Source organism: Alteromonas sp. ALT199, from assembly GCF_018619335.1.
Classification (GTDB): domain Bacteria; phylum Pseudomonadota; class Gammaproteobacteria; order Enterobacterales; family Alteromonadaceae; genus Alteromonas.
Window position 1 is genome coordinate 1 of sequence record NZ_JAHHDX010000001.1, and the last position, 20,654, is coordinate 20,654.

Annotated in this window: 19 protein-coding genes; 5 read left to right on the forward strand and 14 right to left on the reverse strand. The window is 43.6% G+C overall.

The annotated features are described in order from the left end of the window. Window positions 1–577: 577 nt before the first annotated feature. Window positions 578–1,180 carry a Pr6Pr family membrane protein gene (locus KL866_RS00005; protein ID WP_214992130.1) on the reverse strand — a complete coding sequence of 201 codons (603 nt, stop codon included), beginning with the start codon at window positions 1,178–1,180 and terminating at the stop codon, window positions 578–580. A 358-nt stretch (window positions 1,181–1,538) separates the two neighbouring features. On the opposite strand from KL866_RS00005, the gene KL866_RS00010 reads away from it, so the two are divergent. Next, window positions 1,539–3,260 (forward strand): serine hydrolase, encoded by a 1,722-nt coding sequence (locus KL866_RS00010; RefSeq protein ID WP_214992133.1) that lies wholly within the window; start codon window positions 1,539–1,541, stop codon window positions 3,258–3,260. Between the two features lie 119 nt (window positions 3,261–3,379). Here KL866_RS00010 and fabB read toward each other — a convergent pair whose 3' ends face one another. Continuing rightward, window positions 3,380–4,594 (reverse strand): beta-ketoacyl-ACP synthase I, encoded by a 1,215-nt coding sequence (gene fabB / locus KL866_RS00015; protein ID WP_025255667.1) that lies wholly within the window; start codon window positions 4,592–4,594, stop codon window positions 3,380–3,382. A 371-nt stretch (window positions 4,595–4,965) separates the two neighbouring features. Then, window positions 4,966–6,531, reverse strand: a complete 1,566-nt coding sequence (locus KL866_RS00020; protein ID WP_214992148.1) for an AMP-binding protein — start codon at window positions 6,529–6,531, stop codon at window positions 4,966–4,968. A gap of 223 nt (window positions 6,532–6,754) precedes the next feature. Here KL866_RS00020 and KL866_RS00025 point away from each other — a divergent pair, with 223 nt between their 5' ends. Both KL866_RS00025 and mnmC read left to right on the forward strand, forming a co-directional pair. Continuing rightward, on the forward strand, window positions 6,755–8,029 hold the full coding sequence (locus KL866_RS00025; protein ID WP_214992151.1) for a kelch repeat-containing protein: 1,275 nt from the start codon (window positions 6,755–6,757) through the stop codon (window positions 8,027–8,029). 3 nt (window positions 8,030–8,032) lie between these two features. Continuing rightward, entirely contained in the window at window positions 8,033–10,231 is a 2,199-nt protein-coding gene (gene mnmC / locus KL866_RS00030) for an FAD-dependent 5-carboxymethylaminomethyl-2-thiouridine(34) oxidoreductase MnmC (RefSeq protein ID WP_214992165.1), read from the forward strand. Window positions 10,232–10,354: 123 nt separating this feature from the next. On the opposite strand, the gene KL866_RS00035 is transcribed toward mnmC, so the two are convergent. The 6 genes from KL866_RS00035 to KL866_RS00060 form a co-directional block, all read right to left on the reverse strand. Next, window positions 10,355–11,080: a FlgO family outer membrane protein gene (locus KL866_RS00035; RefSeq protein WP_025255671.1), complete on the reverse strand. Its 726-nt coding sequence runs from the start codon at window positions 11,078–11,080 to the stop codon at window positions 10,355–10,357. Between the two features lie 10 nt (window positions 11,081–11,090). After that, entirely contained in the window at window positions 11,091–11,855 is a 765-nt protein-coding gene (locus tag KL866_RS00040; protein ID WP_025255672.1) for a FlgO family outer membrane protein, read from the reverse strand. 4 nt (window positions 11,856–11,859) lie between these two features. Next, window positions 11,860–12,525, reverse strand: coding sequence for a FlgO family outer membrane protein (locus KL866_RS00045; protein ID WP_214992168.1), 666 nt, complete (start codon window positions 12,523–12,525; stop codon window positions 11,860–11,862). Window positions 12,526–12,835: 310 nt separating this feature from the next. Next, a complete protein-coding gene (locus KL866_RS00050; RefSeq protein ID WP_025255674.1) occupies window positions 12,836–13,180 on the reverse strand; it encodes a lactoylglutathione lyase in 345 nt (114 codons plus the stop codon). A 44-nt stretch (window positions 13,181–13,224) separates the two neighbouring features. Next, complete coding sequence (locus tag KL866_RS00055; protein ID WP_025255675.1) at window positions 13,225–13,662, reverse strand: GNAT family N-acetyltransferase; 438 nt, start codon at window positions 13,660–13,662, stop codon at window positions 13,225–13,227. An 86-nt stretch (window positions 13,663–13,748) separates the two neighbouring features. Then, entirely contained in the window at window positions 13,749–14,234 is a 486-nt protein-coding gene (locus tag KL866_RS00060; RefSeq protein ID WP_025255676.1) for a DUF2938 domain-containing protein, read from the reverse strand. 91 nt (window positions 14,235–14,325) lie between these two features. Here KL866_RS00060 and KL866_RS00065 point away from each other — a divergent pair, with 91 nt between their 5' ends. Continuing rightward, a complete protein-coding gene (locus KL866_RS00065) occupies window positions 14,326–14,739 on the forward strand; it encodes a helix-turn-helix domain-containing protein (protein ID WP_214992171.1) in 414 nt (137 codons plus the stop codon). Window positions 14,740–14,883: 144 nt separating this feature from the next. Here the strand turns inward: KL866_RS00065 and KL866_RS00070 are convergent, their stop codons facing one another. The 3 genes from KL866_RS00070 to KL866_RS00080 form a co-directional block, all read right to left on the reverse strand. After that, window positions 14,884–15,402 carry a M23 family metallopeptidase gene (locus tag KL866_RS00070; protein ID WP_214992174.1) on the reverse strand — a complete coding sequence of 173 codons (519 nt, stop codon included), beginning with the start codon at window positions 15,400–15,402 and terminating at the stop codon, window positions 14,884–14,886. A gap of 74 nt (window positions 15,403–15,476) precedes the next feature. Next, on the reverse strand, window positions 15,477–15,965 hold the full coding sequence (locus tag KL866_RS00075) for a GNAT family N-acetyltransferase (RefSeq protein ID WP_025255679.1): 489 nt from the start codon (window positions 15,963–15,965) through the stop codon (window positions 15,477–15,479). A 5-nt stretch (window positions 15,966–15,970) separates the two neighbouring features. Continuing rightward, the gene (locus KL866_RS00080; protein WP_025255680.1) at window positions 15,971–16,702 is read right to left on the reverse strand and encodes an SDR family oxidoreductase; all 732 of its coding nucleotides are present in this window, start codon (window positions 16,700–16,702) and stop codon (window positions 15,971–15,973) included. Window positions 16,703–16,852: 150 nt separating this feature from the next. Here KL866_RS00080 and KL866_RS00085 point away from each other — a divergent pair, with 150 nt between their 5' ends. Then, window positions 16,853–18,346 carry an ATP-binding cassette domain-containing protein gene (locus KL866_RS00085; protein ID WP_214992186.1) on the forward strand — a complete coding sequence of 498 codons (1,494 nt, stop codon included), beginning with the start codon at window positions 16,853–16,855 and terminating at the stop codon, window positions 18,344–18,346. Window positions 18,347–18,604: 258 nt separating this feature from the next. Here the strand turns inward: KL866_RS00085 and KL866_RS00090 are convergent, their stop codons facing one another. Both KL866_RS00090 and zigA read right to left on the reverse strand, forming a co-directional pair. After that, window positions 18,605–19,288: a DUF1826 domain-containing protein gene (locus KL866_RS00090; RefSeq protein WP_214992189.1), complete on the reverse strand. Its 684-nt coding sequence runs from the start codon at window positions 19,286–19,288 to the stop codon at window positions 18,605–18,607. Window position 19,289: 1 nt separating this feature from the next. Beyond that, window positions 19,290–20,492 (reverse strand): zinc metallochaperone GTPase ZigA, encoded by a 1,203-nt coding sequence (zigA, locus tag KL866_RS00095; protein WP_214992193.1) that lies wholly within the window; start codon window positions 20,490–20,492, stop codon window positions 19,290–19,292. Window positions 20,493–20,654 lie beyond the last annotated feature (162 nt).

Genomic DNA, 20,654 nt, shown 5'->3' on the forward strand with positions numbered 1-20,654 from the left:
ATTAAAGTCTTATTCGTATGGTCAGTCTTGTCAACTCTTAAAATAAAACATTTGAAAACGTTTTAAATGCTCAAAGTTAACATAAAGAGATGAAAGTTCACCGCCAGCAATGAGGCAAAAACGATAGAACGGCTGTGTCAGCTTTCTGTTCATAGACCTGACGGCCACCTGCTAAACAATTAGGTTGGCAACCGGCCTAAAGCTACAACTCTACTTAATATTGATGAAAGTCTGCTCTAAGGGAATCAGGCTAGAGCCAGAAGGTAGGTACGAGCGTCAGTAGATCGCTCTTACCAGAACTTGGAAGTGGAAGATTCTCAACTTCCGCTCTTTGTCTCTAGTCGCCGTGCAGTCGGGACTGCATGACCGACTGCTAATCGCTCATTTCTGTCGTTCGATATTACACACCTGAGCGGCCGGAATACGTACACATCGGCCCCACAGGCCTTTTAAGACAAACAGCAAACCTTCACACACCACACAAATGGTCGATAACGCGTGGGCTAAAATTAGAAACGATGTGACATAGCCCATGTATTAAATTCCAGCACTCATAGTAAGCGGCTAAAGTGCACTATTAGAACTTGCCAAGAGTTTTCCCTATAAATATAAATAAAGCGCCGCCAACAAGAAGGCTAATAGATAATACTAGTCCGTTTAATAAAACTCTATTAAGGCCTAGCGCTTGAACATTCGTAAATTCGTATGGATAAAATCTTGTCCATTTCCCATGAGACATTGTGTAAGCGGCATAAGTCAGCGGGAAAATGAGCCAATAGCCTAAGTTAGAGTATTGAAGCTGTGTTTTTTCAACAAAGAAAAACCAGTAGGAAAGTGTGATTACGGGTGTAACTGCATGGACTAATAAATCTGAAATACGTTCAAACAATGAGAGTTTAAGCCACCCATAGATAAGGTAGTTAGCAATACCAACTGTAACTATATAAAAAGTAATTGCAGTAGCTACATTGGGATTTTTGGCAAACTGAGTAACTAAATGCTCAGGCCAGAAAGTCAAAGCAGAGAACCAAACTAGGACAAGAAGGTTCGAAAGTGTTGTGTAATAGCTAAAATATTTCCAGACGACAACGCCTATGCTGTCGGGTCCTCGTTTCCTAATTTCTCTTATAAGGCTAATTATTAGTGCCAATGCTGTAATTAAAAAAAGAACAAAATCCATTTAAAGTCCTTTCGAAGAAAGAAGGTTCTAACAAATAAATAAGGCTCAAGTATTAAACTAATCGACCTCTAAAAAAAGGGAAAACTGCTTGTTTAGTCCAACTGCTACTAAATTAATCCGTCATAAATTTAGTATATTTAGCAATATGATAGGAAATAGCAGCCGAGTCAAAGTGATAAGAACAAGTGCAAAAGCATTTTCGTCAGTAAGTAGTTAATAGAAAATATGTTTGCCTACAAATTAAAACAACTTTACTCTAACCTTTACCTGTGAATAGCTTTTGCGTTTTTCTACAGCGTATTGATGTTTGCTCTTCGTCGGAAAAATTGAAAATTAGTGATAACAAGGAATCGTTATAATGCCTAATCTTGCAGCCTGTCTAGTCATTAGTTTTCTACTCTTGATTGGTTTATGCGCCTGCCAACCATCTTCAAAACCTGAAAAGCCTCTTAATAGCCCTTCAAAACAAACTCTCGAGTTTGACCGACTATTTACCCAATTCGATGATATAAATAAGCCAGGGGCCTCAGTTGCAGTTCTGCAGGATGGAGAGATTATATTTTCAAAAGGTTATGGCAGTGCAAACCTTGAATACGATATACCTGTTACGCCAGAAACTATGTTTCACGTTGCATCTGTATCTAAGCAGTTTACCGTATTCGCCATTCTTCTACTTGCTGAAGAAGGTAAGTTAAATTTCGATGATGACATACGACAATACATTCCAGAAGTGCCGGACTTTGGTTACACCATAACTTTACGACACTTAGCCTCACATACAAGCGGCATGCGAGATCAATGGAATTTGTTGCGTATGGCTGGTTGGCGATTAGATGATGTAATCACTACCGAACACGTACTAAAAATAGTAGCGCGACAAAAAGAGCTAAACTTCAAACCGGGAGAAGAGTTTCTGTACTCAAATACCGGGTTCACACTATTAGCAGAGGTTGTTGCACGTGTTAGCGGTAAATCTTTTGCTCAATTCACACAAGAAAGGCTGTTCACGCCATTGAATATGAGTAACAGCTTGTTTTATGACGACCATCAAAAGATCGTTAGCAATAGGGCCTACTCATACGAGCGCAATGGCAATGGCTATAAAAAAAGTGTGTTGAACTTTTCAAATGTAGGTGCAACTAGTTTGTTTACGACCGCAGAAGATCTGCTGAAATGGTCAGCTAATTTCACCGAACCGGCTGTGGGTAGCCCTGCTATAGTCAAGCAAATGAATACCCTTGCGTCATTAAACAATGGAGAAACATTTGGTGGCGCATATGGGCAATTTATTAGCCATTACAAAGGTACCAAATATATTCAGCATAGCGGCGGAGACGCAGGATTTCGTTCGTATTTGGCTCGATTCCCTAAACAGAATTTAGCAATAGCAATATTGAATAATGGCGCAGATGCAAGGCCATGGGAATTGGCTCTGCAAATTGCTGACAGGCTTTTGAAGAAAGACACCCCTCCCCCTCAGAACGCGATTGCTGACGCATTTCTTGAGTCAATCTCACCTAAACAAATGTCTAATTCTCTTGAGTTAGATGAAGACATTCTTAATGCCTATGTGGGTCACTATTGGTATGAACTAGAAGCGTACTCACGAGAGATTTATTTAGAAAACGGTAAACTAATGTATTCAAGAGGCCAAGACGACGTAAGCGTGTTAGCTCCTATCAGCGAAAACACCTTCAGAATGCTGAATGTAGAGGGAGAGATTTATGTTAACTTTACTAAAGATGACGAGAAAAGCTTAATGACAGTGCGGGTAGACAATGTCGATACATATGTGTCGGTTGGCTATACACCAGTCAAAATAACCAAAACCTGGTTATCGCAATTCGCCGGCAGTTACTTCAGCCCTGAACTTTCTTCCACTTATCACTTTTCACCAGAAAATAAACAGCTGAAAATTTCTCATCACCGTCTAAGCGACCATTATATTGCGCCAGTCAAAGATGACTTTTTTAGCTCACAAGTTGGCGATATCCTATTCGAGCGCGATGTTCACGGTGAGGTGAATGGCTTTAGGATATCTAACGGTCGTGTTCGCAATCTTTATTTTAGGAAACTATAGCTAACTACAATAAAAAAGGGCGTAAACACAAACACTCATGGTGTTCAGGTTTACGCCCTTTTTGTTTTTTGAAACTTCTTAAATAAAGCTAAAAAGTTTACTAATTCAAGCGGTTTTATTTAACCGTTGTAACGCTGCATAACCAGCGTTGCGTTAGTGCCGCCGAAGCCAAAGCTATTTGACATCACTGTGTTCAGTGTTGCTTCACGTGCTTCAGTAACAATATCTAAGCCTTGTGCTGCATCGTCCAGCGTGTCGATGTTAATTGATGGCGCGATAAAGTTATTTTCCATCATCAACAAGCTATAGATAGCTTCGTTTACACCCGCTGCACCTAGTGCGTGACCTGTCAGAGACTTTGTAGCACTAATAGGCACGCCAGCTTGGCCAAACACCTCTTGAATAGCCGCAAGCTCTTTCACATCGCCTACAGGCGTTGATGTGCCGTGGGTGTTCAAGTAATCGATTGGTGCATCGATATTTTGCATTGCCATCTTCATGCAACGAATTGCGCCTTCACCCGACGGTGCAACCATGTCGAAACCGTCTGATGTAGCACCGTAACCTACAACTTCGCCGTAGATTTTTGCGCCGCGTGCAAGTGCGTGTTCAAGTTCTTCAACAACAACCATACCGCCACCGCCAGAACTTACAAAGCCGTCGCGTGCTGCGTCATAAGTACGTGATGCCACAGCTGGATTATCGTTATATTTTGAGCTTAGTGCGCCCATCGCGTCGAACTGACTTGATAGTGACCAATGTAGCTCTTCACCGCCACCGGCGAATACTACGTCTTGCTTACCAAGTTGAATAAGCTCTAGTGCATTACCTATACAGTGGGCGCTAGTTGCACACGCAGAGGCAATTGAATAGTTCACGCCGCGAATTTTAAACGGTGTGGCTAAGCAAGCCGAAACCGTAGACGCCATACAGCGAGGTACCATGTATGGACCTACACGTTTAACGCCTTTTTCGCGAAGAATATCTGCAGAAAGTACTTGGTTTTCAGAAGACGCGCCACCTGAGCCTGCGATAATACCTGTACGCTCGTTTGAAATGTCGCTTTCTTCTAGTCCAGAGTCTGCAATGGCTTGTTGCATAGCCACGTATGCATAGCCTGCTGCATCGCCCATAAAACGCATTGCTTTACGGTCGATGTGCTCTTTTAAATTGATATCTATGTCGCCCCAAACTTGGCTGCGAAGGCCCATTTCGGCGAACTGTTCTGAAAATGTAATTCCAGACTTACCTGCCTTAAGTGAAGCAAGTACGTCTTCTTTATTTACGCCGATGCTCGATACAATACCAAGACCGGTGATAACTGCTCTTCTCATAGTTTACCCTTTGCGTTGTTGCGGCTTATGGTAACGATTTTGAATGGTAAAGTGGTCTGCTCTGCCAAATGCTATGCTTAAAAAGGTAAACATCAGCCGCTCAACTCCAATTGCTATGCTGAGACCCCTGAGCCTTTAATGTGCAAATAGTTGGTTTACGTAAAAACCTTATCATCTTGAAATCAATTGGGACTAGGTCTTACAGGCGTTGAACGTTTTGTTTCAAGCAAGTGACCTTCTCTCTAACCACTCGTATCGTTTTTACCGTCTTCGTTTGTTTAATAATTCCAATGTAGCACGAATATACAGGGTTATGACCAGCCTTTATTTATACCTTCACAAAACCTTCAAACTTGCTTTAGCCGTTTCGATTACTGAGCGAATTGTGCTCTAAGTTTGTTTTTGAATATTTTGCCCGTATCTTCTCTGGGTAAAGTGTCGTGTATTTGCACAACTTTAGGCCACTTAAACCGTGCTATTTTCCCCTCTAAGTATCCGTGCAATCTATCAAGGGAAAGCGTGTTGTCAGTTGAACACTGAACAGCAACCACTACTTTTTCACCAAACTCTTCATCTGGTATACCAAATACTGCACAGTCGATTACATCAGGCATTTTAATAATAACGCTCTCTATTTCCGCGGGAAAAATATTGGCACCACCGGAAATGATCATGTCTTTTTTCCTATCACAAATATAAAGGTAACCATCTTCGTCTACATAGCCCATGTCGCCCAAAGTGGTGAATTCACCAACATGTAAGTCACTGGGCGCGCCATTAGTATTGGTATATTTGAACGGCGCAAACATGGAAAGGTGTGCATAGATAACGCCAACATCCCCTACTTCACACGCCTCTTTATTGTCGCTCAGTATTTTAATTGCGGCACCGGGAATGGGTTTACCCACAGAGTTAGGCTTAGCTAATGCCTCTTGAGACGAAATTAGGGTCATAAATCCCAATTCACTCGCCCCGTATGATTCATAAAAAATTGGACCAAACCATTTTATCATTGCTTCTTTAACATCACTTGGCAGTGCAGAGCCTGTCGATAGCGCAAACCGTAGGCTTGAAATGTCGTATTTGCTTTTTACCGATTCAGGAAGTTTGAGTAGCCTCACCATCATGGTGGGAACAATATAGGCGTGAGTAAGTTTAAACCGCTCTATGTCTTGTAAAAAGCGTTCGGGGTCGAATTGAGGTTCAATGTATACATCAATATTACCCGCTGCTAAACAGCACAGCGTAAGCGCATGAGGTGCACTGTGATAAAGCGGTGCAGATACGAAAAAGCGATCGCCTTCCGACAATTGCATTAACGCTTCAGAGAGACCTTTGAATATTAAATAAGGATCAGGACGCGTTAAGTCTTCATCGCGCTTAATACCTTTAGGTTTTCCTGTACTGCCCGACGTATACGGAAACATGCCCTTGAAGCGTTTTGGCGGTTTATTGTGGCGCTTTGCGTTTGGGGCAGCTAATAGCGTATCAAGGCACTGATACTGTTCCCCATTTTTCGGCTCTGATGCTAACAGTGAATTATCTATAAGGTGATAGCGCTCTAAAATGCTGTCCGGCGTTTTAATCGTGTATATCACTGACAAGGTGGGAACGAGTGACAATGATTGGAGGTCATTCTCCCCCTTTAACAAATCGCGATGAGCGAGCAGCACTTTAGCACCGCAGTCGTCCAGAATAGGCAAAAGTTCGACAATGGGGCTGTGCCAATTAAGTAAAACATAGCGCAAACCCACATATCTGCATGCCTCTACTATTTCGAATATATCGACGTGGTTTCGCATAAAAATAGCTACCACATCGTTTTCTTTTACATCTTGCTCGGCAAGTGCTTGCGCGATGATACGTGCACGATCATCCATTTCGTCTCTTGTGCGTTTGCAAATGCTTTGACCACATTGGTGAAACACGCCCGCCATATCTTCTCCCTGAACAATTTTCAATAGACTTACAGCTAAATTTAACAAATTATTTACAACGACAATTAAATAAACGTATTGTTTTTACTGATAGATTGTTATTTGCAGAAGCAATAAGAAAAGATGAGTTTTAAGCAGATACAAACTTTTGCGGAAAAACAAAAAGGTGACAGGTAGAATACACGGCAAAACGTACGAAATTTAGATAAAACTGAAGATTGCTGTGTTATTAAAAAAGCTAAGAACCATTGCTCTAAACATTTTCCAAAGTGCGATACCTCGACTTTCTTTCGTGGTGGCTGCCTTTGTCATTGCTTCTGCAGCGACTGTCTCAGCAACAGCTGGGCCTATCGTTCTCCCCGCGCTGCCAGAGCCTGTTTCAAACAATGCCGTAGCTTCTGTCACCATAAACGACACACAATATGTATTTAGTTTTATGGGGCTGGGCAAAGGTAAAACCCATAACGATGTGCACAACCGTGCTTGGCAGCTTGTTATCAACAACAACGAAAAACCTTTGCAGTGGCAAGCTCTTTCCCCAGTTCCATCCAGTCTTGCGCTAAAAGGCCGTTTGGCATCAGTAGCAGTGGGCGTAAAAAACAGCGTTTACATTTTTGGCGGCTATACGGTGGATGAGCATCATAATGAAATTAGTACGCCAGATGTTTATAAATACTCGCCTATAACTGGGGAATATACGCTATTGGCGCCTATGCCCGCGCCTGTTGATGATGCTTCTGCACTGGTTTACCAAGACCGCTACGTTTACTTAGTTTCAGGCTGGCACAACGATGGCAATGTAAACCTGGTACAAGTTTACGATACGCAAATCGATCAATGGCAGCAGGCGAGCCCATTCTTAGGTAACCCAGTATTCGGTCAAGCTGGCGGCATCGTCAACAATGTCATGGTTATTTGTGACGGCGTATCAGTAACGCCTCACAGTGATAAACGCCGCAGCTTTGCTGCAGAAACCGCCTGCTTTAAAGGTGAAATTGACAAGGAAAACCCTTTTAAGATTGATTGGCGTACGCTTCAACATCCAACGGGTACTGCCCGCTATCGCATGGCAGCAGCGGGCGATGAGGCCACCAATAAAATCTATTTTGTGGGCGGTTCGACTAATCCGTACAACTACAATGGGATTGGTTATAACGGCGAGCCATCAACTGCGAATGACGCCATTTGGGCCTTTGATATTGCAAAAGAAACTTGGGGTATATCGAAAACAGAAGCTGAAGCGTCTACCATGGATCATCGCGGATTAATTAACGTTAACGGTTCTTGGGTCACCATTGGCGGTATGCTTGGCGCGCAGCGCGTTACTAGTAAAGTCATCAAGCATTTTTCAGCACACGCAGAGGCGTCTTGTTCACCAACACAACAAACTAGCTCTAACGTTTCAATTCAATCGTCGGATGGGCAAGCTGATGAACGAGTAAAAACAGCCCCCAATTTAGAGTGCCAACACCAAAACAATGTAAACGGAGAAAAATAAACAGTGAAATCTAAGCATGCACAGGTTCATTTTAATGAGAGCGGTACGCCTGTCGCCGACCATTTTGACGACGTTTATTTTTCTAACGACAGCGGAATTGATGAAACCCAACACGTTTTTGTTGCAGGCAACGACCTTGCTGAGCGCTGGCAACAGTGGCCCAACCCTACTTTTGTCATCGCCGAAACAGGTTTTGGAACTGGGCTGAACTTTTTGGTCGCCATGCGTGCCTTTAACGAATTTAGAGCAGCGAACCCGAATCATCCGCTTAAGCACCTTTACTTTATTACCACGGAAAAGTTTCCTCTGCCTCAAGATGATATGCAGCGTGCGCTAGAAGCTTTTCCTGCACTTAAAGCAGAAGCGCAAGCACTCGCTTCGCTTTACCCTATGGGACTTGAAGGTTGTCATCGCTTACATTTCGATAGCCACTCTACAACGCTCGACCTGTGGATTGGTGATGTTCACGAACTTCTACCTCAATGGCATTCTCCTGTAAATGGCCTCATCGATGCCTGGTTTTTAGATGGTTTTGCACCAAGCAAAAACCCTGATATGTGGACCGATGCGCTATTTAGCCAAATGGCTCGCTTGTCGAAAACTGGCACAACCTTTGGTACCTTTACTGCCGCAGGCATAGTAAAGCGTGGGCTTGCTAATGTAGGGTTTGATATTAAAAAGCGCAAAGGATTTGGCCGTAAGCGTGACATGCTCACCGGCGTTTTTAACCAAAACAATGAAAACGTGCAGCATAAACTTCGCCTGCCTACTGGCCCCTATTACAGATACGCTAACGGCAGTTTGGATAAAACAAGTAAAGTTGCAGTAGTAGGCTCCGGCCTTGCTGCAGCTACGGCGTGCCTGGCTTTAGTAAAACGCGGTGTTAGCACTACTTTGTATTTTGATGGCGAAACCCTTGCAAGCGGTGCGTCTGGCAACCCGCAAGGCGGCTTTTACCCACAACTTCATAGCGAAGCAAGTATTGCTAGCCGTATTCAGGCGCACAGTTTTTTATATGCTAGACAAGCCTACGACCACACTATTGCACATGCAAAAGCCAATGGTCTCACCAGCGTTGCCCATGATTTCTGCGGCGTTATTCAATTAAGCTTTAACGACAAGGTAGCAGAACGCCAAAATAAACTGGCAGCAGCCGACGTATGGCCTGAAGCTTTGATTAAACCCGTGGACAGCAAAGAAGTGAGCGATATTGCTCACCTAACTCTTCCCTACTCTGGCTTATACATTGGCCTGGGCGGATGGATTTCTCCTCCGCAACTAGTTACTGCCATGATTGAAGAGGCACTTCAAAGTGGCAAACTCGAGCTGAAATCCAATCATACCTATGTATCCCATAAAGTGATCGAGGGAGCGCCACACAATGAAGATAGTGGCGTTTCAACCAGTGCTCTTGATGCGGATGATGTGGATATAGCTAAAGGTGACAGCGTTAACGGGTCAGCAACACAGAAAGTGCAAATTTGTTTTAACCCTGGTGAGCCTGACAAATGTGCTAAGAGTGATCTTGATAGCAACACTTTCGATAGCGACTTACCACAAGAAAACGTTATTGCCGATCACCTTATTCTTGCCCTTGGCGCAGGTGCCGTGAAAGCTAGCGATTTTGACAGCCTGTCTCTTCGCCCTGTTCGCGGTCAGGTTGAAGCTATTCCGACCCAATCGCCGATTGAACAACTTAAAACGGTATTGTGTCACAAAGGCTATATGACACCTGCGCTCGACGACAGACACGCACTTGGTTCAACCTACGTTAAAAACGACCTAAGTACCGATGTGCGAAGCGAAGAAACCGAAACAAACCTAGCCACACACGAACAGGCGCTGGCAAACACCAGCATAGTTCAGGCATTACAACACGACGGCCAAGCAAGAGCGGCAACGCGTTTAGGTTCACCCGACCACCAGCCTGTTGTCGGTGCACTGCATGATTTTAATGCGCTGAAAAAACACTACGATATGCTTGGTGTGGGCAAGCCGTTGACTAGCGCGCCAGTCTTACCAAACAGCCTAGTTTCCACTCTTACTTGCTTAGGGTCACGAGGGCTAACCACGGCGCCTTTAATGGCAGAGGTTTTGGTGAGCAGTTTGTGTAAGGAGCCGCTGCCTTTAAGCAATGACTTGCTAAACGCCGTGAACACCAGCCGATTTATGACTCGTGAAGCGATTAGAAGTCAAAGTTAATAGCGAAGCAGCCTTGCTATCATGCTTTTATTAGCTAGGTAAGTAAGCTCGTATTTTTAGCGGTATTGAATGGAAAATGAAAAGAGTTTGCTTTTAAAAACAGAGCACAATGTAAGTAAATGGCTAGTTTACGCTAGCCATTTTATTTAAATCCATAACGATAAACGCAGGAATGTAGACGTTGGCACTTGCCACAACTTGTTTATTTTCCAACGACACAATACGGGCGTTTACCCGAACGCCTCTGTCATCTTCAATGATAGTACCTGTTACCACGTGGTCCATTTCAACCTGTTTAGCTAGTGCAGTACCATCTCGAGTAAGTACGAAATCGCCAACTGGCGTTACGGTAATGCCACCTGCAAGCTTAAAGTCGACAACCGCTAACCCAAAGTCTTGCAGCTCGGCAATTAGATATTCTGAAAGCTGATTACCTAGTACTGTGCTGTCGCTCAACGACTGATTAAGCCTAACAAAACTTGCCACACCCACCATATCTTGCTGTGTAAGACGGGTGGCATTGTCCATTAATTCCATTGCAAGCTGCGAAGCGTAATCGTTTAAACGTTTGTGCGTTTGTGAAGGTGAATAGCCATGGTGTAGCGGATCTTTGTAGCCGGGCTCTACCTCCACGTGCTGTTGATATTGTCTATCGCGAGAATCTGGCGTGTACTCTAACCCTGAACGGCTTGGTACAGGTACTGGCTCGGCGTGATGCGTAATTTCACCGTCTTCACCTAACCAAAACGAGCCAATAGACTCTGTGCTGGTGCACCCTGTCATACAAACACTCAGCATTACGCCAACGGCTACCCAGCTATTTGCAACAAGCTTCTTTACAAACACCATACTGAAACTCCTAGCCGCGACTTAGCTTAACGCCATCGCGCATGCCGTTTTGCTGGCTGCCGTCACTTGGAATAAGTGCATCTACCACGTAGAAGGGCACTAACATTTGCGCTGTTGCCACCACTGCACGCGACTCCATGCCTAAAATACGGGCGTTAACTAACACGCCACCTTGGTGCTTGGTCATTGTTCCGGTTAACACGTATTCAATAGGAAGGCTGCTGCTCAATTCCAAATAGTCTCGGCTTAATACAAAATCGCCATCGTCGGTAATGCGAATATACTCAGTCGCTTTAAAGTCAATAACCGGCACGCGGAATTTATGTAGCTCGTGAACAAAGGATTCCGCCATCTGACGACCAAGCAAATCTGTTTTCTGCAAATCCGTATCTAACAGAGCGAAATGAGTTACACCAATAGGTGTTTTGTTATTCACGTATTCCATATTGGCAATTAAGTCTTGCGCCATGTTCTTCACATAGTCGCCAATATGCTTTGTTAGAGGTCGACCTTTGTACGCACCCTGTACGCTTGAATATAGCGGTGGTTGGCCAATAGCCCCGTACGCATCCATGCCTTTAGACTGGGTATCACTGTCGTTTTCGACTGGCTTAGAAGGAGCACGGTCAGCGGCAGTAATATCGATAACATTCATGGCCGGGCGTTGTGGCGCTTGTTCGGCCACCTCTTCTTCCCCCATCATCATAGAGCACCCACTAACGCTAAGCAGTGAAGCACAAAGCGAAAGCGCCGCGTATTGATTTCGTCTTTTCATGGGGTTACCTCGTACCTTCAGTTCTGTATAACTTGCCGTTTCTGGTTGTTACTTGTTCTTTTCGCCAAAACAGTTCGGCGGGGAAAAAGCGTGTTGCCGCAGCGACAATATTTTTATTTCTAGCATTGATAATTCGAGCGTTAACCACCGCACCAGACTCTTGATACACCAAGGTGCCGGTGATATAGAAATCGACGCGCTCAATATTGGAAAGCTGGTCGATATTGCGCGTTAACACTCTGTCGCTTTCGTCACTAACAATTATATCGTTCGAAAGCTTGAATTCTTGAGTAGAAAAGCCTCTTTTCGTGGCCTCGGTAATCATTCCCTGTTCAAGCTGATGGCCCAACAACATTAAAGGATGTTGATGGTTCGCGCTGTATTTCATGGTATCAGCAGGTACGAAGCCGACTACCGCGTAGCGAGACTGGCGTGCAGGGCCCACATCAGCAAACAGCTCGTTCGCCAACATGTAAGTGTGATATTCCACATTACCCAATGCCGATAGACTACTGGTATCAGTTTGCGCGAATTGACTTTTAGGTTCATCAGAAGACGAACACCCTGAAAGTAGCCCTAGGCAGAAAACGGTATATGCCAAGGCTTTCGCGATAAAGCGACCATTTTCTGTCAGCAAAGCGTAGGAGACAGGTTTTGTCATACTTTTCATTACACGTGTCCAGTGAAAAACGTCAAATTTCTATCGGAAAGAAGCAAAAACTCATCAAAAAACAGTGATCAGCTACTACGCAAACCGACATTTTCAGTGCCTTTGGATAGGCATTGCAAAATTCACACCAAAGAGAGGCTGCAGATAGCATTGAAAACACTACCTTTAAGTGTGTGAGGTCAAACGGCTACTTTGTGAAGATGTATCTTCATTTCTGAGCCGAGAGTATTTGATATTTATCGTTAGGCCATTCATAAAAAGCGGAGGCGAATTGCCGCCTTAGGACAGAAAGCTGCCGATATTTGAAAGGCTAGCTACCTAATTCGGTAATGTGAAGAAGCTCGCCCGATGGGCCCCATAGATAGAAGACTTTGCCCCAATGTTGTTGCTCAACAGGTGAAATTTTCGTTTTGTGCAGCGAGCGTGAGCACAAATCAAATGCGTCCTTTATATCTGCCACACAAACCTGAAGCATGAAGTTATTCGCCAGTTCAGGATTATAGAAGCGCTGAAGAAAGAAGAGGCAATCACCATTTTCAAACAGTGTTAAGTCTTCATTTACGTATTCTGCATTAAATCCAATCTCAGAATAAAATGCTTTAGAAATGTCGTAGTCTTTGCTTGGAATAAAAGTTTTAATGTCTATAACGTCCATATCTTATGATCCCTCGCATTTCGCTGCTTAAAGTATTAGTGAGGCTAAATGGCAATAACAGCAAGCATGTCTTCTCCATCTTCATCTAATCCCACCTCTTTGAAACCAAAGCTTGAGTAGAAGGCTTTGGCTACAGGGTTCTCGGGGTTATAGCATATTTCAATCGATTTAAGCTCAGAAGTTTGCTTTATGAGCGTGATAGCTTGAGATAAAGCAACTCTGCCAATTCCATTATTTTGATGGCTCTCATCAACCATAAAGCGCCAAATGGACACCTTAGTTGGCGTTTCCTGAACCCACATTAAGAACCCTACGGGCTTGTTGTTGCAATAAATGGCTTTGCAGGTATGGTTCTGGTTGTAAAAAGACTCAACCAACGACCACATATTGCACGCGACAAACGCTTGCTGATTTTCCGCCACGTCCAAGTCACAAACCTGCTCATAGTTAGCTTTGCTTATTTCTTCCAGTGAAATTTTCATCCTGTCTTCTTTTGTGTATGTTCTATTTCAACACGCATTATAGGCCGATCATTACACAATTAATCAACAAACAACTATAAGCATTTCTATAGAGCAAACTTAACTATCAAAGCCGAAAGGTACAACCCAAAGCCAAATACGGCATGGTTTAAAACGCTGTGTAGGCGAACAGCATGAGGATTAGGCGCTTTCGACGCAGCAATTCCTGCGCCCATACCAGGCTGCAATAAGAAAAATGGTGCAACTACTGTAGCTATACCTAGTGCTAAAGCAGGCCCTAACGACGGTTCAAGCAACCAGGCTTCTCCAAATATAAGAAAAAGTAACACCGCATAGCCAATACCGATTACATAATGCGCCGTCCACCCAATGGCTTTCTCACTGTGAACAATATCGGCGTTTGCAATAGAAGTATGCGAGAACCGCCCGTTTCTCATATGCCCTATCCAACGCCCCACCATGCCCCAATTTGTTGGAGCAATACCAAACAATTGTTGCCTTAGCAGCGCCCATAAATCCATCACTAGCGTAGCTCCAATACCAATTAGCACGATAAAAACAATATTCTGCATATTCACACTCAACAGCTAGTTTCAATTAGTTAGAGATGCTAGCCTACAACTTCAAGTTAACTTTAAGTCAAGCGAACCTTTGGAAAACTGTATGGAAATATCTCAAGTTGCCAAAAAGTCCGGAGTTTCAGCATCCACGCTGCGGTTTTATGAAGAGAAAGGTCTTATCAGTTCTATTGGCAGACAAGGTATACGTCGCGTATTTGGCCCGAATGTACTAGAGCGTCTTGAGTTAATAGCATTAGGTCGCGCTGCAGGTTTTTCTTTAGATGAGATTGCGGGCATTTTGGGGAACGAGGCAAAGCCCGAAATTGATCGAGAACTACTACTGAGAAAAGCCAATGAACTAGACGGAACAATAAAAAAGCTCACAGCCATGCGTGATGGTCTGAAACATGCGGCAGCCTGCACAGCACCAAGCCACTTAGAATGCCCAAGGTTTCGTCGGTTAATGAACCTTGCCGGTACGGGGGCTATAAAAGGCTTAACAACAAACAAAAAGTAAGTCGAAGAACTGGCGCAGAAAGTTGATAAAATTCGCTCACTAAATGTTGAAAATTCAGTAGCAATAAGCCAACGCTAGTTCCAGCAATAACATCAACATGAAGTATATATTTAGCTGAAAAAGCGTTCATCTTTAAGTTTGCGCTTATATCAACTTTTCGTGAGGATTCAGAAAAAACATTTTTTTCCACCCCTGCGTTTCAGACGTTACTTTCCAAGGCAAAGGAATGAGAGAGACTATCGAATAGTGAACGTGCGGCTGCTTACCTTTGGCATTGCCGGTGTCGCCAAGAGTTCCCAATTTGTCTTTTTGTGATAACCAAGCACCTTTCTCTACAGTAACTTTTTGTAAATGAGCGTAATAATGGACGCGCCACTTAGGACCGAGAACCGCGACAACATTTCCGCCTTTTCCAAACTCACCTGTGTAAATAACATAACCTGAAGTGGCGGATTGAACGGGTGTACCTTTCGCCCCGAAGATGTCTACTCCCTTGTGTACACCAGAACTGCCCCATGGCTCATACCAAAATGTATTGTGATTCCAATCCCTCGGTGATGCCCCCTCTACTGGAATTGCTAGTTTTTCTGGAACTACTAGCCCCGCGCAAACAACTACCAAAAAAATTAGCAGAATTGATATAAACGGCTTTTTCACTAACATTCCTTTTTTTCAGATGCACTTTTAGAACGTTTTTTCGGTCAAAGGGCTAAAATTTAGGGCCAGTACTTCTTAACCTATCGCAAAATGGAAAAGATATGGCTATCGAAAGAACACCCATTTTTATAAATGGCGCGCCTTAATATGGCTTCCTGCTCAAAGCCTGCGCTTAGCAATAACTTTTGCGACCCGTTATTGGATGAAAATACACAGGCAAAAATGCGTTCTATATCTGAATGAGCAAAAGTAAAATCAATGATTTGGCGCAGCGCGTCGCGCATAATGCCTCTTCGCCAATGCGATGAACAAAGCCAATACCCGACTTCTCCAGACCTTTCATATTCAAAGTTACCTGGGTTAACACCAATACACCCTACTAACTCGCCTTCATACTCAACGGCTCTTATGAAGCCTTCATTACTGCCCTCTTGCACCCACCATATGGCATCTTCTTTTGTGTAAGGGTAAGGAATTTTTGTCGACAGAAACTGCGTAACCGACGGTTGATTCAGAATTTCTACCAGTCTGTCTACATCGCTTATTTCAAAATTTCTTAGTGTTACCATGCGCGTTACTTTCCACCTGCTAAATCAACAAACGACCCTGTAACATAAGAAGACTGCGATGATAAAAGCCAAGCAATTGCCTGCGCTACTTCGTCAGCCGTGCCTCCCCTCTGCATAGGAATTTGCGAGCGCAACCGCTCTACTCTGCCAGGTTCACCTCCATTAGCGTGAATATCGGTTTTAATAAAGCCCGGTCTAACGCTGTTTACACGAATATTCTTTGCGGCCAATTCTAGTGAAAGCCCTTTTGTTAATGAATCCATTGCTCCTTTCGATGTGGCATAATCTACGTACTCAAAGGGCGCACCTGTGCGAGAGGCTATGGATGAAACGTTAACTATTGCGCCGCCTTTACCATTTTGTTTGACGAATGCTTTTGAGCACAAAAATGCACTAAGCACATTGGTATTGAGTACTTTTGTGAAACGCTCAGCGCTAACGTTAATAAGCTCTGTCTTGGTGAATAAAATACCCACATTGTTGACGAGATGTGTTACTTCACCCCATTGACAGTTCACGCACTCAAACATTTTCAGCACTTGCGCTTCATCAGAGACATCGGCTTTATGGGCAAATGCAACGCCACCACTTTCGGCTATCGACGCGCACACACTGTCCGCAGCTTTTTTATCAGATAGATAATTAACACACACTTTATAGCCGCTATTTCCCAACAGGTTTGCAGTTGCAGCACCTATACCGCGGCTTGCCCCTGTAACAATGACTACCTTGCTCAAAAATTTATTCCCTTAATCGACCATTAATTGAAACGCATAACGCATAGGACTAACTTACCAGTTGGTTCAGTCATCACAAAGACTTATTACCATTGACAGGTAAATAGAAAACTTCACAATAGTTCTACTTTGTATCCACTCACGATCATAATGCTGTATCTTTCAGAATTTCAAACAAAGCTGACTAATCAATATATTACGCCTGCATTTTCGTTAACACTAAGTAATGAAAAAACACCCTCGCACTACCTTATTGCAGGTAGAAACAGTAGCGGGAAATCGCTCTTGATTTCTGCGCTTGCAGGTAACGGAAAGGTAGTAAGCGGTAACCGTGAATGTAGTTCGGTTGTTGCAGAAGTATCGGTTTTCAAACAACTGGCGTTAATTGAAGAAGAAAAACAAAAAGACAGCGCAGATATTCTCGATGTAATCGCTGAGCCAACGCAGGTTCACGAATTATTCTTACGCACGAATGAGGATTATCAAAATCATCCTTATTACAGCGAACTTGCCTCTGCACTAAGAGTTGAGCATTTGCTTGATAGCGCGTTTCTTTCGCTGTCGACAGGAGAAACCCGCAAAATTATTATCATGCTGGCGTGGTTAAGCGATGCCACTATTATTTTGCTTGATGAACCTTTCGAAGGCTTAGATGTTGAAGCGATTAACGCATTTAGCTGCTTTCTTGTTTCTCAACAACAAGCCTCGCTGGTGCTGACCGCCAACAAACTTGCAGACATTCCTGAGGGCCTTCACGCACAACTCATTGTTATGGATGATCTAGCTATTACGTGGAAATCTGACGGAGCACTTAACTATGATGACTTGCGCTCAGAATTAAGCACTTGGTTTGCGCTAGAGTCTGATGATATCGATGTACCTGCAGCACTTAATGCTAATGACGCAAACGGCAAGGATCAAAACCGCAATGACCAAAATCACAACGGGCAGGACAGTGAACTTGATTCACTACCACATACGTTAATTCAGCTGAATGACGGCTTTGTGCGTTTCGATGAACGTACTGTATTTGAAAAGCTTAACTTTACGCTTAATAAAAATGAGCATTGGCAGATAACGGGCCCGAACGGGTCAGGTAAAACTTGTTTGCTTCAAATGTTCACCGGTGACAACTCCCATTGCTATACTAACGACTTAACTATGTTCGGAATACAACGGGGAACTGGCGAAAGTATATGGGATATTAAGAAGCACATTGGAATTATGTCGAATGCGCTGCACATGCAATACAAAGTAAACGCAAGTGTTGAGCATGTGATAATTTCAGGGTTTCACGACAGCATTGGTCTGTATACCCGCCCAACGCTAGCAGAGCGAAACGTGGCCGAGCAGTGGCTTGATGTACTGGGTTTAAAACAGAAAAAGAATACACCGTTTCAATCACTTTCGTTTGGCGACCAACGATTAGTGCTTATTGCACGTTCTATGGTAAAGCACCCAGCCCTGCTTATTTTAGATGAACCCTGTAATGGGTTAGACGACTTTAATCGGCAAAAAGCACTTAAGCTTATTGATATATTGGCTAAGGCAGGCACCAGCACACTCTTGTATGTTAATCACAATCTAAAAGAGCGCATTCCTAGCATTCACAATACGTTAAATATGAAAGACTATAATGTATAAGCGCTAGCGTTCTAATTTCCTTGCAGCATCTTTTCAGCGACCTCGATCAATTTAGATGAGTCGACTTAGAAGGCTTTGTTTTATAGCTACAGATTAATAAAAGTAGCGAGGCTAATTTTTTGGGGGGGGAATGAAAAAGGCGCTATCACAAAGGAAAACTCATGAAAAAGTTGATAGCGCCAAAGAAACGGAGGAAAGATACGATAAAGGCCTTCAAATTACATCTAGCTCTTAATCATTGGGTTGCGCTTTTAAAATTCACATCGGGTCTAGAGTAAGCAGAACACGTTGAGTATTTGGCTGCACTCTGCAAGACCGGTGTACTGCAGCGAACTCTTCATGACCTTGCCAGGACTTTCCTTTAAGTAAACCCACATCAAATGCATTCATCTGCCTAACGCTGCTTTCTTGGTAACACTGCCCTAGCCTGTTTTTTGAAAGTCCATGGGCATTTTCTCCCCCTAAACCAATCATTGGGCTGGTAACCACACTTTCTATTGGCAGCCACTCGGTGCCTTCGCCCAAGTAGGTATTCACCAGTCGAACAGGTATATTGTCTACGTGAAAGCTTGGGCACATCGCCGATGAGAGAGGCACTAGCCTTACGCCAACACTGTCACAATCAAATAGCGTTGTTAGCATGTCGGACAGCAGATAAATATCATCAATGGCGGCTTGTTTTCCGACGTTGCTTTGTGCGTTTGGTAAAAGCGTGGCAATTTCCTCTCTTAAAGAAGCCATAGAAAACACACCACGAATACCCATTCCTAATGATTTAAAAACCTCGCTATAATATTGCGAGATGAGCGGCGCTTCGGGTCGATTCCATACCGCAACGCTAATCCCTTCGTCAAAAATATCACCTAACACCATAGCGTCGACGCTTGAGCGCCAAGAGTTGGTGTGTTCAAAGATAGTATTGTGGTCTTGTAACACCTGCATACTAATGCTCCCACGCAGGAAATGGGTCAGGCATTTCAGCCCAAACATGATGGCCTTGAATCAGCTGCTCGTCAGTTAACAAGCAACTATCTAAGCGCTCAATAATGTCTTCCTTATTGAGCCCTTGCCCGATGAACACCAATTCTTGACGCATATCACCAAAGGGCTCCATCCATTGTTCTTCAATGGCTTTAAGGTATTCAGGATCTTCAGGCCACTGTTCTTTGGGTACGGCTTTCCAAAACAGTCCAGCAGCCCCGTATCTCGCAATACCGCCCGCTTGGCTCCAACTGCCTGCAAGCTGTGGGCGTGTTGCTAACCAGAAAAAGCCTTTTGAACGAATTAATTTGCCAGCTATTTCTTTACTATGTAGAAAATCATAAAACTTCTGCGGGTCAAACGGACGTCGTGCTTCGTACGAAAAGCTGCTGATACCAAACTCTTCGGTTTCTGGCACGTGTTCGCCACGCATTTCTTTTAACCAACCCGGCGATTGCTGAGCGCGCTCAAAGCTAAAACGCCCCGTGTTTAGCACCTTATCTAAAGGTACTTTCCCATGCTCAATAGGAACTTGAATAGCCTCGGTATTGAGAGTTTGAAGGATACTTTTAAGGCGAGCCAAATCTTCTTCAGAAACCAAGTCAGTTTTGCTTATTAGCAAAATATCAGCGAATTCCACTTGCTCGACCAATAAATCAGCAACGCTTCGCTCGTCTTCTTCACCTAAACTTTCGCCTACTTCGTTAAGGAACTTAGCTTCGTCATAATCTTTTAGAAAATTTAATGCATCAACAACCGTGACCATGGTATCGAGGCGAGAAATTTCCGATAAGCTTTTACCCTCTTCGTCAGCAAATGTAAAAGTCTCAGCCACCGGCAAAGGCTCTGAAATACCTGTGGACTCGATTACCAAGTAATCATACTTACCTTCGTGCGCTAAACGTTCTATCTCTTCAAGTAAATCTTCTCGCAATGTACAGCAAATACAGCCATTGCTCATTTCAACCAGCTTTTCTTCGGCTCGATTAAAACTAACCTCATTTTTGACGGTAGCGGCATCAATATTGATCTCACTCATATCGTTAACAATAACCGCTACTCTTAATCCATCACGATTATTTAGAATATGGTTTAAAACCGTGGTTTTACCGGCGCCTAAGAAGCCTGATAGTACGGTCACTGGAAGCTGAGTTTGAATAGACATAACGACTCGCAAATTTCATTTTCATCTCTAATTCACATAATGTTATAACATAACACTTAGAATGAAAATAACGACATGACTAATTCATTACGAAACGCCAGTAATACCCAGCAAAAATAGTTATCGACAATGGTTTCGAATAAAAGAGCCAGTACCCTTTCA